The sequence below is a fragment of the Muricauda sp. MAR_2010_75 genome (genome assembly GCF_000745185.1).
Taxonomy (GTDB): domain Bacteria; phylum Bacteroidota; class Bacteroidia; order Flavobacteriales; family Flavobacteriaceae; genus Flagellimonas.
In genome coordinates, this window is the sequence record NZ_JQNJ01000001.1 from 4,198,508 (window position 1) to 4,214,151 (window position 15,644).

Here is a 15,644-nt window from a genome sequence, read left to right on the forward strand (position 1 = left end):
AAATACCGTTTCCTTTCCCTATTTTGCAATTACTTTACAGAAACTTACTATGCAAAAAGTTACCCGATTATTCGATTTTCCATACTACCAATTGGAAAAACACCCCCTCGAAAAGGCATTGGTCACAAAATACAACGGCCAATGGGTAGCAACCTCAACACAGGAATATATTGATAAGGCAAATGCATTTAGCAGAGGCTTACTTCAACTGGGGGTTAAGCCCAATGACAAGATAGCCCTTATTTCTACCACCAATAGGACCGAGTGGTGCATTGCCGATATAGGCATACTTCAGGTAGGTGCGCAAAATGTTCCTATTTATCCCACCATTTCTGAGGAAGATTATGAATACATCTTGAATCATTCCGAGGCCAAATATTGTTTTGTGTCCTGTGACGAAGTACTTCAAAAAGTCTTGGCCATAAGTGGAAACCTAAAGACGTTAAAAGACGTTTATTCTTTTGATCAATTGGACAATTGCAAGAGTTGGACAGAAGTTTTGGAGCTTGGAGCGGATACTTCGAAACAAGAAGAAGTTGAGAACCGAAAAGCTGGGGTATCTCCTGGCGATTTGGCCACGCTTATTTATACATCTGGAACAACGGGAAAACCCAAAGGCGTAATGCTATCCCACAATAATATTGTTTCAAATGTGCTATCGGCGCAAAACCGATTACCGCTAGAGCCTGGAGATAGGGTCTTGAGTTTTCTTCCCCTCTGCCATATTTTTGAACGGACATTTTCCTATGCATACATCTATCTATGCTATGAAATCCATTTTGCGGAAGGGCTGGACAAAATCAGTGAAAATGTCAAAGAAGTGAAACCCTCATGCATGACCGTTGTACCCAGACTGGTGGAAAAGGTTTATGATGCCATCATTGCTAAGGGCACGGCACTTACCGGACTTAAAAAGAAGCTTTTCTTTTGGGCCGTGGAACTTGGATTCAAGTTTAAGCCCTACAAAGCAAATGGGTGGTGGTACGAGCTGAAATTAAAGCTGGCCAGAAAATTGATTTTCAGTAAATGGAAGGAAGCACTCGGCGGTAACCTGGAAATGATGGCCTCTGGCAGTGCGGCATTACAGCCCAGGCTCGGGCATATTTTTGCCGCTGCGGACATGCCCATCATGGAGTGTTATGGCTTAACGGAAACATCCCCTGGGATATCAGTCAGCGAAATACGCAACCATGGTTGGAAAATAGGCAAGGTGGGTAGGATCATGGATGGCGTTGAGATAAAAATTGCCGAAGATGGGGAAATACTGTGCAAGGGACCCAATGTAATGATGGGCTACTATAAAGACCCTGAAAAAACAGCAGAAGTACTCAAAGATGGTTATTTCCATACCGGTGACATTGGAGAGATTGATGAAGATGGCTTTTTGCAGATTACCGACCGTAAGAAGGAAATGTTCAAAACCTCAGGCGGTAAATATGTGGCTCCTCAATTGTTGGAAAACCGATTTAAAGAATCCCGCTTTATAGAACAGATTATGGTTGTTGGCGAAGGCGAAAAAATGCCAGCTGCTCTAATTCAACCTAATTTTGAATTTGTCCGTGAATGGGCCAAAAGACATCAGGTAACCGTGGGTGATAATTCAGATTTGGTCAAGAATGAAAAGGTAATAGCCCGTTTTCAGGAGGAAGTGGACCTTGCCAATGAGGAATTTGCCAAATGGGAAAAAGTAAAACAGTTTAGGCTCACCCCAGATGTTTGGAGTGTTGAAGAAGGGCACCTTACCCCTACCATGAAATTAAAACGGAAAATTGTAAAGGAGAAATATATAGACCTCTACAATGACATTTATGGGCATTGATTCTCCAACCATCAATCTAAAATAACATACCCACTACCCAACTCGAGAGGATTTAATTTTCATTAGGATAATTTGATGTATTTATTATGCATGCATAATAAATTTTCATATATTTGAGAACACCAAACTGTTCTATGAAAGATTTGACCATTGATTATGCACTGAGAGCCACTTGGCAAGCCGTAAGCAAAATGTACAATGAAGAGGCCAAGAATTATGGGGTAACCATGGCCATAGGCTTTACGCTGTTGAGCATCGACCCCAAGGAAGGAACTCCAAGCACCGCACTCGGGCCCAAAATGGGAATGGAGGCCACAAGTTTATCCAGGATCTTAAAAAATATTGAGGAAAGGGGGTATATCCAACGAAAACCAAACCCCAACGATGGTAGAGGAGTCTTGATTCACCTTACTGCTCTAGGGCTGGAAAAACGAAAGGAGTCCAAAGATGTAGTGCTCCGTTTCAATGAAGTGGTCAAAGAAAACGTCTCCGAAGAAAATCTTGCAGGTTTCTTTAAGACCATGGATATTATCAACAAATTGATTTCAGATAAAAAAATATACATAAAAACGACTAATTAAAACAAACATACATCAATGAAAAGGCATATCAACAAAGTTGCCGTTATCGGTTCTGGTATTATGGGAAGTGGCATTGCCTGCCATTTTGCCAATATCGGCGTCGAGGTTTTATTGCTGGATATTGTACCAAGGGAACTTAACGAAAAGGAAAAGTCCAAAGGGCTCTCCTTGGAGGACAAAGTTGTGCGTAACCGATTGGTGAACGACGCCTTGGCCGCAGCATTAAAGTCAAAACCCTCCCCTATTTACCATCAAAAATTTGCGAACCGCATCACCACCGGAAATTTGGAGGATGACATTTCCAAGGTTTCCAAAGTGGATTGGATTATTGAAGTGGTCGTGGAGCGGTTGGACATTAAAAAGCAAGTTTTTGAAAACTTGGAAAAACATAGAACACCAGGAACACTCATTACTTCCAATACTTCGGGCATTCCCATTAAGTTTATGAGTGAAGGAAGAAGTCAGGATTTCAAGGAACATTTCTGCGGAACCCACTTCTTCAACCCACCGCGGTACCTAAAGCTTTTTGAAATTATCCCTGGGCCCGAAACTTCTCCTGAAGTTTTGGAGTTTTTGAACAGTTACGGCGAGCAGTATCTGGGCAAAACTTCTGTGGTGGCCAAGGATACACCTGCCTTTATCGGCAACCGCATCGGGATTTTCAGTATTCAGAGCCTTTTTCATATGGTAAAGGAAATGGGCATGACGGTGGAAGAGGTTGACAAACTTACCGGACCTGTTATTGGACGACCAAAATCTGCCACGTTCCGTACGGTTGATGTGGTCGGTTTGGATACTTTGGTGCATGTAGCCAATGGAATCAGTGAAAATTGTAAGGACGATGAGCGTCACGAGCTGTTCCAACTCCCAGATTTCATCAATACCATGATGGAAAACAAATGGTTGGGAAGCAAAACGGGACAAGGTTTCTATAAAAAGGTTAAAGGTGATGATGGCAAGAGCGAAATCCTCACTTTGGATTTGGACTCGATGGAGTATCGTGATAAAAAGAGTGCAAAATTCGCCACTTTGGAGCTTACCAAGACCATTGACAAAGTAATCGATAGATTTTCGGTGTTGGTGGATGGACAGGATAAGGCCGGAGAATTTTATCGAAAAAGTTTCGGGGCATTGTTTGCCTACGTCACCCATCGTATTCCGGAAATAACCAACGAACTCTACAAGATTGATGATGCCATGAAAGCTGGGTTTGGCTGGGAACACGGCCCATTCCAGATTTGGGACGCAGTTGGACTGGATAAAGGTCTGGAATTCATCAAAGCCGAAGGTTTGGTAGCTGCCCCTTGGGTTGCAGAAATGAAAGCAGCCGGAGTTGATTCCTTTTATACGGTAAAAGATGGTGCTACCTATTTTTATGACATCCCCAAGAAGGCCATGGAAAAAGTTCCGGGTCAGGATGCCTTCATCATTTTGGATAACATCAGAACGTCAAAAGAAGTGTTCAAAAACAGTGGGGTGGTCATCGAGGATTTGGGTGATGGTATATTGAACTGCGAATTCCAATCCAAAATGAACACCATCGGTGGTGATGTTCTCGCAGGATTGAACAAAGCTGTTGACCTAGCTGAAAAAGATTTCCAAGGATTGGTGGTCGGAAACCAAGCTGCCAATTTCTCTGTGGGAGCCAATATTGGAATGATTTTTATGATGGCCGTGGAACAGGAATACGACGAACTGAACATGGCCATCAAATACTTTCAGGATACCATGATGCGGATGCGATATTCCTCCATCCCCACAGTATCAGCGCCACATGGCATGTGCTTGGGAGGTGGTTGTGAATTGTCCATGCATGCCGACAAAGTAGTCGCCGCGGCAGAAACCTATATTGGATTGGTGGAGTTTGGCGTCGGGGTCATCCCCGGCGGAGGTGGCTCCAAGGAAATGACACTTCGTGCATCAGATACCTTCCGAAAAAATGATGTGGAATTGAACGTGCTGCAGGAGTACTTTTTAACCATCGGTATGGCGAAAGTGTCCACATCTGCCTATGAAGCCTTCGATTTGGGTATCCTGCAAAAAGGAAAAGATGTAGTGATCGTGAACAAAGATCGACAAATTGCTACAGCCAAAGCACATGCCAAATTAATGGCGGAAGCAGGATACACCAAACCAATACCACGAAAAGACGTGAAAGTGCTGGGTAAACAAGCGCTTGGAATGTTCTTGGTAGGAACCGATTCCATGGAAGCGGGGCATTACATTTCGGAACACGATAAGAAAATAGCCAATAAACTGGCCTACGTTATGGCCGGAGGGGATTTATCTGAAGCCAATTATGTTAGTGAACAGTACTTGTTGGATTTAGAACGCGAAGCATTCCTTTCACTTTGTACGGAACGGAAGACTTTGGAGCGCATCCAGCACATGTTGAAAACAGGGAAACCCTTGCGTAATTAGTATATGAAAGTAGTGAGATAGTAGAATTGAGTATTCAGAAATGCATAAAGTGGAAGATTTAAAGATTTGGCAAAAAGCAATTGAGCTTTCCAAAGCGATTTATATTCTTATTTCTGATCTACCAAAGGACGAAAGATTTGGTTTGACCCAGCAAATGAAAAGAAGTGCCGTTTCCGTGCCATCAAATATAGCTGAAGGTGCTGGGAGAAATTCCAACAAAGAGTTTAGACACTTCTTGGGTATTGCAAATGGTTCGCTTTATGAACTACAAACCCAATTAATATTAACCATCGAATTAAACTTAATCGACAACAAAAAAGTTCAACATATCATTGAGGAGTGCATTGAAATTCAAAAAATGAATTACGCACTATTGCAAAAACTGTAATCTAAATACGCACTTCTCAATACTCAATACTTAAAAAATGAAAACAGCATATATCGTAAAAGCATACAGAACTGCAGTGGGCAAGGCGCCACGGGGATTATTTCGGTTCAAGAGACCCGATGAACTTGCCGCGGAGACCATCGAATACATGATGAAGGAATTGCCTCAACTCGATAAAAAACGTATCGATGATGTCATTGTGGGCAATGCTATGCCAGAAGCCGAACAAGGGTTAAATATGGCCCGGCTCATCTCCCTTATGGGGTTGGACATTGAAGACGTTCCAGGGGTCACCGTTAACCGGTATTGCGCTTCTGGATTGGAAACCATTGGCATTGCAACTGCGAAAATTCAATCTGGAATGGCGGATTGTATTATTGCGGGTGGTGCAGAGAGCATGAGTTACATCCCGATGGGCGGTTACAAACCCACACCGGATTATGCAACTGCAAAAGAAGGGCATGAGGATTATTATTGGGGTATGGGGCTTACTGCGGAAGCGGTAGCACAACAATTCAAAGTTTCACGAGAAGACCAGGATGTGTTCGCCTATAACTCCCACATGAAAGCATTGAAAGCCCAAGAAGAAAATCGATTCCAAGACCAAATTGTCCCGATTGAGGTACAACACACTTTTGTGAACGAGGCAGGAAAAAAGGAAACCAAAAACTACACCGTCAACAAGGATGAAGGACCCCGAAAAGACACCAACATTCCCACTTTGAATAAATTGCGACCTGTTTTTGCCGCTGGTGGAAGTGTTACCGCTGGAAACTCGTCACAAATGAGCGATGGTGCTGCTTTTGTCATGGTCATGAGCGAAGAAATGGTAAAAGAATTGAATCTGGAACCCATTGCCCGTTTGGTGAACTATGCTGCAGCAGGGGTTGAACCACGAATCATGGGAATTGGCCCCGTGAAAGCGATTCCAAAAGCCTTAAAACAAGCTGGATTAAAGCAAAATGATGTAGAACTCATCGAATTGAACGAAGCCTTTGCTTCGCAATCTTTGGCCGTTATCCGCGAATTGGGATTGGATCCAGAAATTGTCAATGTAAACGGTGGAGCCATTGCACTTGGACATCCATTGGGGTGCACTGGAGCAAAATTATCCGTTCAACTTTTTGATGAGATGCGCAAACGCGATATGAAAGGAAAATATGGAATGGTGACCATGTGCGTTGGTACAGGACAAGGCGCAGCAGGTATTTATGAATTTTTAAATTAAATAAGATATCAGATTCAGTATTGAGATATCAGTAGTCAATTTTGTTCATCTGAAAACTCAATACTCACTACTAATTACTAAACACTTAATATTATGAGTGCTGAAACTATGGAAAAGGACATCCTAAGAGGAGGTCAATTTTTGGTGAAAGAAACCAAGTGTGAGGACATTTTCACTTTGGAAGACCTCAACGAAGAGCAAAAAATGATGCGCGAAAGCACCAAGGAGTTTGTAGACCGTGAGCTTTGGGCACATTGGGAACGTTTTGAGAAAAAAGATTACGCCTATACAGAAGAATGCATGCGTAAAGCAGGTGAACTGGGCCTTTTGAGTGTCGCTGTTCCCGAAGCGTATGGTGGTATGGGTATGGGATTTGTCTCCACCATGTTGGTTTGCGATTATATCTCAGGAGCCACAGGTTCGTTCAGTACCGCTTTTGGGGCTCATACGGGAATCGGGACCATGCCAATTACGCTCTACGGAACCGAGGAGCAAAAACAAAAATATGTACCGAGATTAGCTTCGGGCGAATGGTTTGGAGCCTATTGTTTAACGGAGCCCGGAGCGGGTTCCGATGCCAATTCCGGGAAAACCAAGGCTGTACTGTCCGAAGATGGAAAATACTACAGCATCACCGGGCAGAAGATGTGGATTTCCAACGCTGGATTCTGCAATATGTTCATTGTTTTTGCGCGAATTGAAGACGACAAGTACATCACCGGTTTCATTGTGGAGAACGACCCTGAAAATGGCATTTCCTTTGGAGATGAAGAAAAGAAACTGGGCATCCACTCCTCCTCTACCCGACAAGTGTTTTTTAATGAAACCAAGGTTCCCGTTGAAAATATGTTATCCGAAAGAGGCAATGGGTTTAAAATTGCTATGAACGCCCTTAACATCGGTAGAATTAAATTAGCAGCAGCCTGTTTGGAGGCACAAAGACGTGTCCTTAATGAAGCGACCAAGTATGCCAATGAACGTGTGCAGTTTAAAACACCTATCATAAATTTTGGTGCTGTAAAAGCGAAAATAGCCGATATGGCCACCAACGCGTATGTAGATGAATCTGCTTGTTACCGTGCTGCGAAAAATATCGAGGACAGAATCGCCATTCGAGAAGCCAGTGGCAACCCCCATCAAGAAGCGGAGCTTAAAGGTGTTGAGGAGTATGCCATTGAATGTTCCATTCTAAAAGTGGCGGTTTCCGAGCACGTACAGCATACCACGGATGAAGGTATCCAAATTTTTGGAGGTATGGGCTTTAGTGCCGATACTCCCATGGAATCTGCTTGGCGAGACGCCCGTATTTCCCGAATTTATGAAGGAACCAACGAAATCAACAGAATGTTGTCTGTGGGCATGTTAGTGAAAAAAGCCATGAAAGGCCATGTGGATTTGCTTGGGCCTGCAACGGCTGTTGGCGAGGAGTTGATGGGTATTCCATCCTTTGATACTCCTGATTTCTCAGCATTGCTTTCTGAGGAAAAAGATATGGTTGCCCGTTTGAAAAAAGTGTTTTTGATGATTGCAGGTAAAGCTGTTCAAAGATATGGCCCAGATTTGGAAGAGCACCAAATGCTTTTGATGTCTGCTGCCGATATTTTGATTCAGGTGTATTTGGCAGAATCCACCATCCTCCGTGCCGAGAAAAACGCAAAACGATTTGGTGAAGATGCCCAAGCGACACAAATTGACATGGCCAAACTCTATCTGTACAGAGCTGTGGATATCATCAACCAAAAGGGAAAAGAAGCGATTGTTTCTTTTACCGTAGGTGATGAACAACGCATGATGCTCATGGGACTGAAACGTTTCACGAAATATACAAATCAACCCAATGTTGTGGCTCTTCGCACCCAGATTGCGGACAAAGTGGCTGCAGATAACGGGTATACCTTCGACTAATTCAAATAATGCTGAAACAAAGCTAATTTGAGAAACGCCCCAAAATTGGGGCGTTTTTTTTAACTGATGGATTCCAAAATTCGTTCCTCGCTCCCCTTTCTTGAAAAGTTTATGGCACATTCAATCAGTGCCAAATGGGAATAGGCCTGTGGGAAGTTCCCCAACAAGCGTTTGGTCTTAAAATCAATGTCCTCACTAAAAAGTCCCAAATGATTACTGTAACCCAACAACCTTTCAAAATGTTCCAAGGCCTTATCCTCTTCCCCAATTTTGAACAAACTGTTGATGAACCAAAAGGTACAAATGGTAAAAGAGGACGATGGAAGTCCAAAATCATCCTCATTTTTATAACGGTAGAGCAATCCGTCATTACTGAGACCCTCTTCAATGGCCCTAACCGTATTTACAAATTTTGGATCTCTGGCATGAATAAACCCGTAGGATTCCATTAAAAGTACCGAAGCATCCAAATGACGTGAGCCATACGACTGTACAAAAGCGTTGATATCGCTGTTCCATGCATTGTTATGGATATCCTCCTTAATTTCCTGTTCCAGTGCGGTCCACTTTTTAATCTTATGGGTCTTCCCAAAAATTTTGGCCACTTTTATGGCCCTGTCCAAAGCTACCCAGCACAACACCTTTGAGAAGGTAAAATGCTTGTCCTCACCCCGGAATTCCCAAATCCCCTTGTCCGGTTCTTTCCAGTGTTTGCCCACAATCCAGACAATGCCTTTGGTAATGCTCCAAAGTTCCTCCCCGTTTTCAATATCGTTGCTAAATTTCATAAGCTGCTCATAGATTACATCCATCAAAATGCCATAAATATCATTTTGTCGTTGTTTGTAAGCAGCGTTTCCAATACGCACCGGTTTGGAACCTTTGTATCCATCCAAATGGTCCAAAGTTTTCTCAGTAAGTGTCTTCTCTTTGTTGATGCCATACATGATCTGGAGTTTTTCATCCTTATCGGGCATCAAATCAATAATAAACTGTAAATATCTCTTGGCAGAATTTTTATGCCCCAATTCAGAAACCACTTTTATGACCATGGATGCATCCCTTATCCAGCAAAAGCGATAATCCCAATTACGAACTTCCCCAACAGTTTCTGGTAAAGAAGTGGTGGCCGCGGCCAAAACGGCTCCTGTTTTGTCGAAAGTCAAAAGCTTAAGCGTAATGGCACTTCTAATGATCTGCTCCCCAAATTTGTGGTAGTTTGGGGTCTTGTCCGACCAATCCAACCAATATACCTTGGTCCGTTCCAGTTCCAAGGCCATTTTGTCCGTGGTAGCTTTTAGGATTTTTTCATTGTAGCAAATCAAAAAATAGCCGTCTTGGTCAAGGGTTATCTCACTCCCATCCAAAACGGAATTTTTGTCAAAGGATGTATATAAAAACAGCGTGTCGTATTTCTGCTTACGGGTAAGACTCGCTATAAAGTGCTTCTTCACATAATGCTTGGTCTGCCCCAACCCATATTCAAGTTTGGGGTCGTACTGAACGCTAAATTTTGGCCTTCCTGAAACATACTTAATGTACCGTACAATTTCTGGTGGGGCGTTATATTTTCCATTGTTGAGCTTGTGATGGCGGGGCATAAAATCATGTACTTCAAAGATATCCTTCCCATTGGAAAAACGAGTGACCAATATAGCGGTATTGGGATGGTACTTTTGGTCTACGCTGTACCCGTCATCCAATTTGAATCCAAAACTCCCACCCTTTTCTTCATCCAATATCTTTGCAAAGACAGAGGCAGAGTCAAATTGGGGCAGGCAGCACCAATCCAATGAACCTGCTTTTGAAATCAAAGCAGCCGTTCTACAATTTCCAATAATTCCGTAATTCAAGTTGTCCATAGGTCAAATATCCTCAAAAGGGTTCTTATGAATTGGTTTTGCGCCCGAATTTCCCGAAATTTAAAGAAACAAAAAATTAAAATCTGACAAAAGCATCCTTTTATGGGCAAAACTATCATAATCTCAAATCGACTACCTGTTCAATTACAAATTAACAATGGAAGCATTGATGCAGTGCCAAGTGTGGGGGGGTTGGCTACAGGCATGAAATCTGTGCACAGCGGTGGTGAAAGTTTATGGATTGGATGGTCTGGACTTACTGATGAAGATATTCCTCCAGAACTTGAGAGCGATATTGACGAAGCCCTTAAAAAGAACGGTTGCTCCAAGGTAGGACTCAATGCCCAGGAGATTGACGGTTTCTACTATGGTTTCAGCAATAGGACGGTATGGCCCCTTTTCCATTATTTTTTGGAATACTCGGAGTTTGAACTCGATTTTTGGGACACGTACAAGTCCGTAAATCAAAAATTTGCCGATGCCATTATTGAAAACTCGGGCGAGGACGATACCATTTGGGTCCATGACTACCAATTGATGTTGGTGCCGCAAATGGTACGGGAAAAACGACCCAATACCACTATTGGATTCTTTTTGCACATTCCGTTTCCTTCCTACGAAATTTTTAGGACAATCCCTTGGCGGGAAGAAATTTTGGAAGGATTGCTGGGCTCGGACCTCATTGGTTTTCATACGTATGATTACGAAAGACATTTTTTGAGCTCGGTTCGAAGGCTTTTGGGGCTTGAGGTGAGTTTTAATGAGATCTTTATGGACAATCGGGTCATTAAGGTGGATTCTTTTCCCATGGGAATCGACTATAAAAAATTCAAGGAGGCTGCCATGTACCACGATCAAAATAAAAAGGGTGGGCAGAGCGACCTTCAAAAACGATTGGACAGCCATAAGGCATCTGCGCCGGACACAAAACTCATCCTGTCCATAGACCGATTGGATTACAGCAAAGGCATCGCCAAACGTCTGAATGCCTTTGAATATTTCCTGAAAAAATATCCGGAATACAAGGAAAAAGTGCGCCTGATCATTCTTGCTGTACCATCACGGTCCAATGTACCCCAATACCAATTGTTGAAAAAGGAAATTGACGAGTTGGTAGGGCGAATAAACGGAGAGCTCTCCACCGTAAACTGGACACCCATTTGGTATTTTTACCGTTCCCTACCGTTTGAAAATCTCATCGACCTGTATACCTTCAGTGATATTGCATGGCTGACACCACTCCGTGATGGGATGAATTTGGTGGCAAAGGAATACATCGCCACACGAACGGACAAGACAGGGGTTCTTATCTTAAGTGAAATGGCGGGTTCTGCCTATGAAATGAACGAGGCCCTTTTAATCAATCCCAATAACTTTGAGGAACAGGCCGACACCTTAAAACAGGCAATCAATATGCCCATGGAAGAACAAATATCGCGGAACACCTTCCTACAAAATCGATTGGAGCGCTATAATGTTGAGGTTTGGGCCAATGAGTTTATGAACTCTCTCAACCAAAAAAGGGAGCTGGGTCATGCCTTTATATCCCAAAAAATTACGGAAGACCGTTTAAATAAGATTGCAAAACAATACTCCAGTGCTTCTAAACGACTTTTGTTCTTGGATTATGACGGTACGCTCTCCGGATTCCATAAAGACCCCCAAAAAGCGTCACCAGATGAAGAGTTATACGAACTTTTAGATCAATTGGACAGTCAAGAAAACACCACCCTGTTTTTAATAAGCGGAAGGGATAAACAAACGTTTGGTCGATGGTTTCTTCCTAAAAAGTATAATATGATCGTAGAACATGGCGTCTGGATATCCAAAAATGGGGAAGATTTTAAAATGCTTGAAAAAGTAAAAGGCCAATGGATGGAAAAAATACGTCCTGTTTTGGAATCATTTGTGGATCGAACCCCAGGCTCCTTTATTGAGGAGAAAAATTACTCCCTGGCTTGGCATTACAGAAACACAGATCCCGATTTTGGGAACAAAAGAGCCACAGAATTAAATACCGTATTGACAAGTTTAATCGGTAATGACGACATTAGTGTCCTTAATGGAAACAAGGTCATGGAAGTAAAAAGCAGCAATGTGAACAAAGGACGGGCCGCTACGCGAATGTTAAATGAAGGTGAATACGATTTTGTGTTTGCCATTGGCGATGACTGGACCGATGAATTCATGTTTCAAGACCTTCCTGATTCTGCCATTACGGTAAAAGTGGGATTGAAGAAAACCAAGGCCAAGTACCATGTTGAAAACACCAAACGGGTACGGGAACTTTTAAAACGGTTTGCAAAACCATGACCTGTAGATTAATTACACTCCTTTTTCTGCTCTCAGTATGCCACATGAATGGGCAAGCAAACACTGAGGTTTACCTTTTTGACCTGTCATTTGAGAATGGAAATCCAATTTTATCCAACCCAAAGAACATCTCCAACAATGAAGGGTATGACAACCAGCCTTCTTTTTTGGATGATGACACCGTACTGTTTTCATCAACAAGAGAGGATCAGACAGACATTTTGCAGCTCAACATCAATGAAGGACTCACCGCCACATGGGTGACCAATACGCCCACTGGAAGCGAGTATTCACCCCTTAAAATTCCGGGAAAGAATGCCATTTCCGCTATTCGGTTGGATTTAGATGGACTTCAGCGTTTATATGAGTACGACCTGAAAACAGGAAAGTCAACTGGAATTTCCTATCTTAAAATTGGCTATCACCTTTGGTACAACAAGGACATTTTGGTTTGTACAGTTTTAGTGGGAAACCAAATGAACTTGGTAGTGCACAATCTAAAGGACAAAACAAATTACACCCACCAAACCAATGTTGGGCGATCTTTGCATAAAATTCCAGGAACAGACTTGATAAGCTATATCAGCAAGAAAAACAACACTTGGACAATAAATTCCTTGAATCCTATAACTGGGGCTATAAAAAAAATAACGAACACGTATAAAAACGAGGAAGATGTTTGTTGGTTAGACAAAAATACGCTCGTAACTGGCTCTGGAAAATCTATGCTAACGTATGACACACAGACCGAGGTGGCTTGGGATCCAATTATCCGTTTTGAACAAGAAGAAATCAATAACATTACCCGAATTGCCGTCAACAAATCTAGAACGCGGTTGGCCTTTGTGGCCGAAGAATCACCAAGGGTTATTGTACAAAAACAGCTTGAGGCCTACAATGCCCGCGATATTGATGCTTTTATGGACACCTACGCGGATAACATCAAATTATACGACTTCCCCAACAAGGTTACTATGGAGGGTAAAGCCAAAATGAGGGAACATTACAGTACCTTTTTTAAAAGTACTCCGGATTTGTATTGTGAAATCAAAAATAGAATTGTCATTGGGAACAAGGTAATTGATGAAGAATACGTGACGGTCAATGGCTCAAAAATCAGTGCCGTGGCCATTTACGAAGTGGAAAACGGCAAAATTGTGAAGGTAACCTTTGTGGATTGAATTCAATTCCCATTTAAACCCATCGGGTTTTTACTTTGGCCCTTTTTTCCTACTTTCATGCGATTTAACAATTCAACGTATAAAAATGAAACGTCTTCTGTTCACTCCACTATTTCTAATTCTGACACTAAGTCTTTGTCAGGCGCAAAACGAAGTTGAAAACCCTTCTATTTCCATGGCCATGATCGCATCGGATATGGATACCTCCTACGATTTTTATACCAACATTATTGGCATGGTTGAAACCGGAGGTTTCACCGTTGATGAATCTTTTGGTAAAAAATCTGGCCTCACTGGAGGTAGTGCTTATGATGTAAAAATTCTAAAACTCATCGATGACCCCCACTCCACAGAATTCAAATTGGCATCCTTTGGAAATCCCAAGGAGGAAGCGGGTGAGGTCATTCAAGATAAAAATGGTCTTCGATACATTACCATCTACCTTAAATCAACCGAAGCTGTACTGCAGCGCATCCAAGAAAACAACATTAAAACTTTGGGAGATACGCCCTTGCAATTGCCCAATGGGAAAACTTTTATTCTAATTCAAGATCCCGATGGGTTGTTTATTGAACTTATTGGAAACTAAATTGTACTCATGAAGAAACTTTACATACTGCTATTTGCACTTTTAAGCATTCCCGTACTGCATGCTCAAACTGATACACGTTTGTACGATATCATCAATTCCGTTTCTGCGGAGCGTATTGAAAAAGACGTGACCAAACTGGTCAGTTTTGGAACTAGGCACACTTTAAGCGATACGGTTTCCCAGACACGGGGTATTGGTGCGGCGCGGCGTTGGATAAAATCGGAATTTGAAACCATTTCTAACGACTGCAATGATTGTTTGGAGGTTTTCTACCAGAAAGATTTAATCAAAAAAGGAGACAACGCCCGTATTGTAAAGGATGTTTGGGTAGTAAACGTGGTAGCCATTAAACGTGGTACCAAATATCCAAATCGGTTTATCATTATGAGCGGGGATATTGATTCAAGGGTAAGTGACCCCACAAACTTCACATCAGATTCTCCTGGGGCCAATGACAATGCCAGTGGCATGGCCGGAACCCTGGAAGCTGCCCGTGTACTCTCTAAATACAATTTTGAGAGCAGCATCATCTTTGTTGGGCTTTCTGGTGAGGAACAAGGACTTTATGGAGGCAAAGGGTTGGCGGCCTATGCCAAAGAAAACAATTGGGACATTGTTGGGATTCTGAACAACGATATGATTGGAAACATTACTGGGGTTGATGGGGTTGTAAGTAATCGCGATTTCCGAATTTTCTCAGAACCTGTTCCACCAACCGAAACCGAAGAAGAACGTAATGCCCGTCGTTTTTATGGTGGTGAAGTGGATGGCATTTCCCGTCAATTGGCACGGTATGTTTACAAAACTACCAAGACCTATATGCCTGAAATGAACCCTATGCTCATTTACCGTTTGGACCGGTTTGGTCGTGGTGGTCATCACAGACCGTTCAACGATGCAGGGTTTGCCGGCATCCGAATTATGGAAGCCCATGAGAACTACACCCAACAGCATCAAGATATCCGAGTGGAAGATGGTATTGCCTATGGCGATGTTTTGGAGCACGTCAATTTTGAATATGCCAAAAAACTGACCTCCGTAAACGCCATTAATCTAGCTTCCATAGCATGGGCTCCCCCTGCCCCCGAAACTGTGGAAATAGGTGGGGTTGTTGAACCCAATGCCAAACTTAGATGGAGCAAGGTGGATGGTGCTGTTGGTTATAAAATCTATTGGAGAGATACCACCTCCCCCACTTGGGACAACTTCAGATACGTGGGTGACATAACCGAGCATACCTTAAAAGGCATCGTCATAGATAACTATTTCTTTGGGGTAGCGGCTGTTGGCAAGGATGGCCATGAAAGCCCTGTGGTTTTCCCAAACAAAGTTTTTAGATAATTTGTCACTTCGA

Annotated in this window: 11 protein-coding genes; 10 read left to right on the top strand and 1 reads right to left on the bottom strand. The window is 42.6% G+C overall.

The features are described from left to right. Positions 1-49 precede the first annotated feature (49 nt). From FG28_RS18940 to FG28_RS18965, 6 genes are all read left to right on the top strand, one after another. Positions 50-1,819: a long-chain fatty acid--CoA ligase gene (locus tag FG28_RS18940; RefSeq protein ID WP_036385602.1), complete on the top strand. Its 1,770-nt coding sequence runs from the start codon at positions 50-52 to the stop codon at positions 1,817-1,819. A 134-nt stretch (positions 1,820-1,953) separates the two neighbouring features. Beyond that, positions 1,954-2,400, top strand: a complete 447-nt coding sequence (locus FG28_RS18945; protein WP_036385604.1) for a MarR family winged helix-turn-helix transcriptional regulator — start codon at positions 1,954-1,956, stop codon at positions 2,398-2,400. A 15-nt stretch (positions 2,401-2,415) separates the two neighbouring features. Further along, a complete protein-coding gene (locus FG28_RS18950; protein WP_036385605.1) occupies positions 2,416-4,821 on the top strand; it encodes a 3-hydroxyacyl-CoA dehydrogenase/enoyl-CoA hydratase family protein in 2,406 nt (801 codons plus the stop codon). Positions 4,822-4,861: 40 nt separating this feature from the next. Then, the gene (locus FG28_RS18955) at positions 4,862-5,209 is read left to right on the top strand and encodes a four helix bundle protein (RefSeq protein ID WP_036385607.1); all 348 of its coding nucleotides are present in this window, start codon (positions 4,862-4,864) and stop codon (positions 5,207-5,209) included. Positions 5,210-5,246: 37 nt separating this feature from the next. Next, positions 5,247-6,437 carry an acetyl-CoA C-acyltransferase gene (locus FG28_RS18960; RefSeq protein ID WP_036385608.1) on the top strand — a complete coding sequence of 397 codons (1,191 nt, stop codon included), beginning with the start codon at positions 5,247-5,249 and terminating at the stop codon, positions 6,435-6,437. Between the two features lie 93 nt (positions 6,438-6,530). Continuing rightward, complete coding sequence (locus FG28_RS18965; RefSeq protein WP_036385610.1) at positions 6,531-8,342, top strand: acyl-CoA dehydrogenase family protein; 1,812 nt, start codon at positions 6,531-6,533, stop codon at positions 8,340-8,342. 59 nt (positions 8,343-8,401) lie between these two features. Here the strand turns inward: FG28_RS18965 and FG28_RS18970 are convergent, their stop codons facing one another. Beyond that, positions 8,402-10,204 carry a glycoside hydrolase family 15 protein gene (locus FG28_RS18970; RefSeq protein ID WP_036385612.1) on the bottom strand — a complete coding sequence of 601 codons (1,803 nt, stop codon included), beginning with the start codon at positions 10,202-10,204 and terminating at the stop codon, positions 8,402-8,404. A 102-nt stretch (positions 10,205-10,306) separates the two neighbouring features. Between FG28_RS18970 and FG28_RS18975 the strand changes: the two genes are divergently transcribed. The 4 genes from FG28_RS18975 (at position 10,307) to FG28_RS18990 (ending at position 15,631) form a co-directional block, all read left to right on the top strand. Further along, on the top strand, positions 10,307-12,517 hold the full coding sequence (locus FG28_RS18975) for a bifunctional alpha,alpha-trehalose-phosphate synthase (UDP-forming)/trehalose-phosphatase (RefSeq protein ID WP_036385613.1): 2,211 nt from the start codon (positions 10,307-10,309) through the stop codon (positions 12,515-12,517). Beyond that, complete coding sequence (locus FG28_RS18980) at positions 12,514-13,698, top strand: nuclear transport factor 2 family protein (protein ID WP_036385615.1); 1,185 nt, start codon at positions 12,514-12,516, stop codon at positions 13,696-13,698. The genes FG28_RS18975 and FG28_RS18980 overlap by 4 nt, the downstream gene beginning before the upstream one ends. An 85-nt stretch (positions 13,699-13,783) precedes the next feature. After that, a complete protein-coding gene (locus FG28_RS18985) occupies positions 13,784-14,287 on the top strand; it encodes a VOC family protein (protein ID WP_036386889.1) in 504 nt (167 codons plus the stop codon). 9 nt (positions 14,288-14,296) lie between these two features. Continuing rightward, positions 14,297-15,631: a M28 family metallopeptidase gene (locus FG28_RS18990; RefSeq protein ID WP_036385617.1), complete on the top strand. Its 1,335-nt coding sequence runs from the start codon at positions 14,297-14,299 to the stop codon at positions 15,629-15,631. Positions 15,632-15,644 lie beyond the last annotated feature (13 nt).

Excerpts from the sequence above, each read along its gene's own strand:
- FG28_RS18940 (WP_036385602.1), top strand. The coding sequence starts at position 50 with ATGCAAAAAGTTACCCGATTATTCGATTTTCCATACTACCAATTGGAA.
- FG28_RS18945 (WP_036385604.1), top strand. The coding sequence starts at position 1,954 with ATGAAAGATTTGACCATTGATTATGCACTGAGAGCCACTTGGCAAGCC.
- FG28_RS18950 (WP_036385605.1), top strand. The coding sequence starts at position 2,416 with ATGAAAAGGCATATCAACAAAGTTGCCGTTATCGGTTCTGGTATTATG.
- FG28_RS18955 (WP_036385607.1), top strand. The coding sequence starts at position 4,862 with ATGCATAAAGTGGAAGATTTAAAGATTTGGCAAAAAGCAATTGAGCTT.
- FG28_RS18960 (WP_036385608.1), top strand. The coding sequence starts at position 5,247 with ATGAAAACAGCATATATCGTAAAAGCATACAGAACTGCAGTGGGCAAG.
- FG28_RS18965 (WP_036385610.1), top strand. The coding sequence starts at position 6,531 with ATGAGTGCTGAAACTATGGAAAAGGACATCCTAAGAGGAGGTCAATTT.
- FG28_RS18970 (WP_036385612.1), bottom strand. The coding sequence starts at position 10,204 with ATGGACAACTTGAATTACGGAATTATTGGAAATTGTAGAACGGCTGCT.
- FG28_RS18975 (WP_036385613.1), top strand. The coding sequence starts at position 10,307 with ATGGGCAAAACTATCATAATCTCAAATCGACTACCTGTTCAATTACAA.
- FG28_RS18980 (WP_036385615.1), top strand. The coding sequence starts at position 12,514 with ATGACCTGTAGATTAATTACACTCCTTTTTCTGCTCTCAGTATGCCAC.
- FG28_RS18985 (WP_036386889.1), top strand. The coding sequence starts at position 13,784 with ATGAAACGTCTTCTGTTCACTCCACTATTTCTAATTCTGACACTAAGT.
- FG28_RS18990 (WP_036385617.1), top strand. The coding sequence starts at position 14,297 with ATGAAGAAACTTTACATACTGCTATTTGCACTTTTAAGCATTCCCGTA.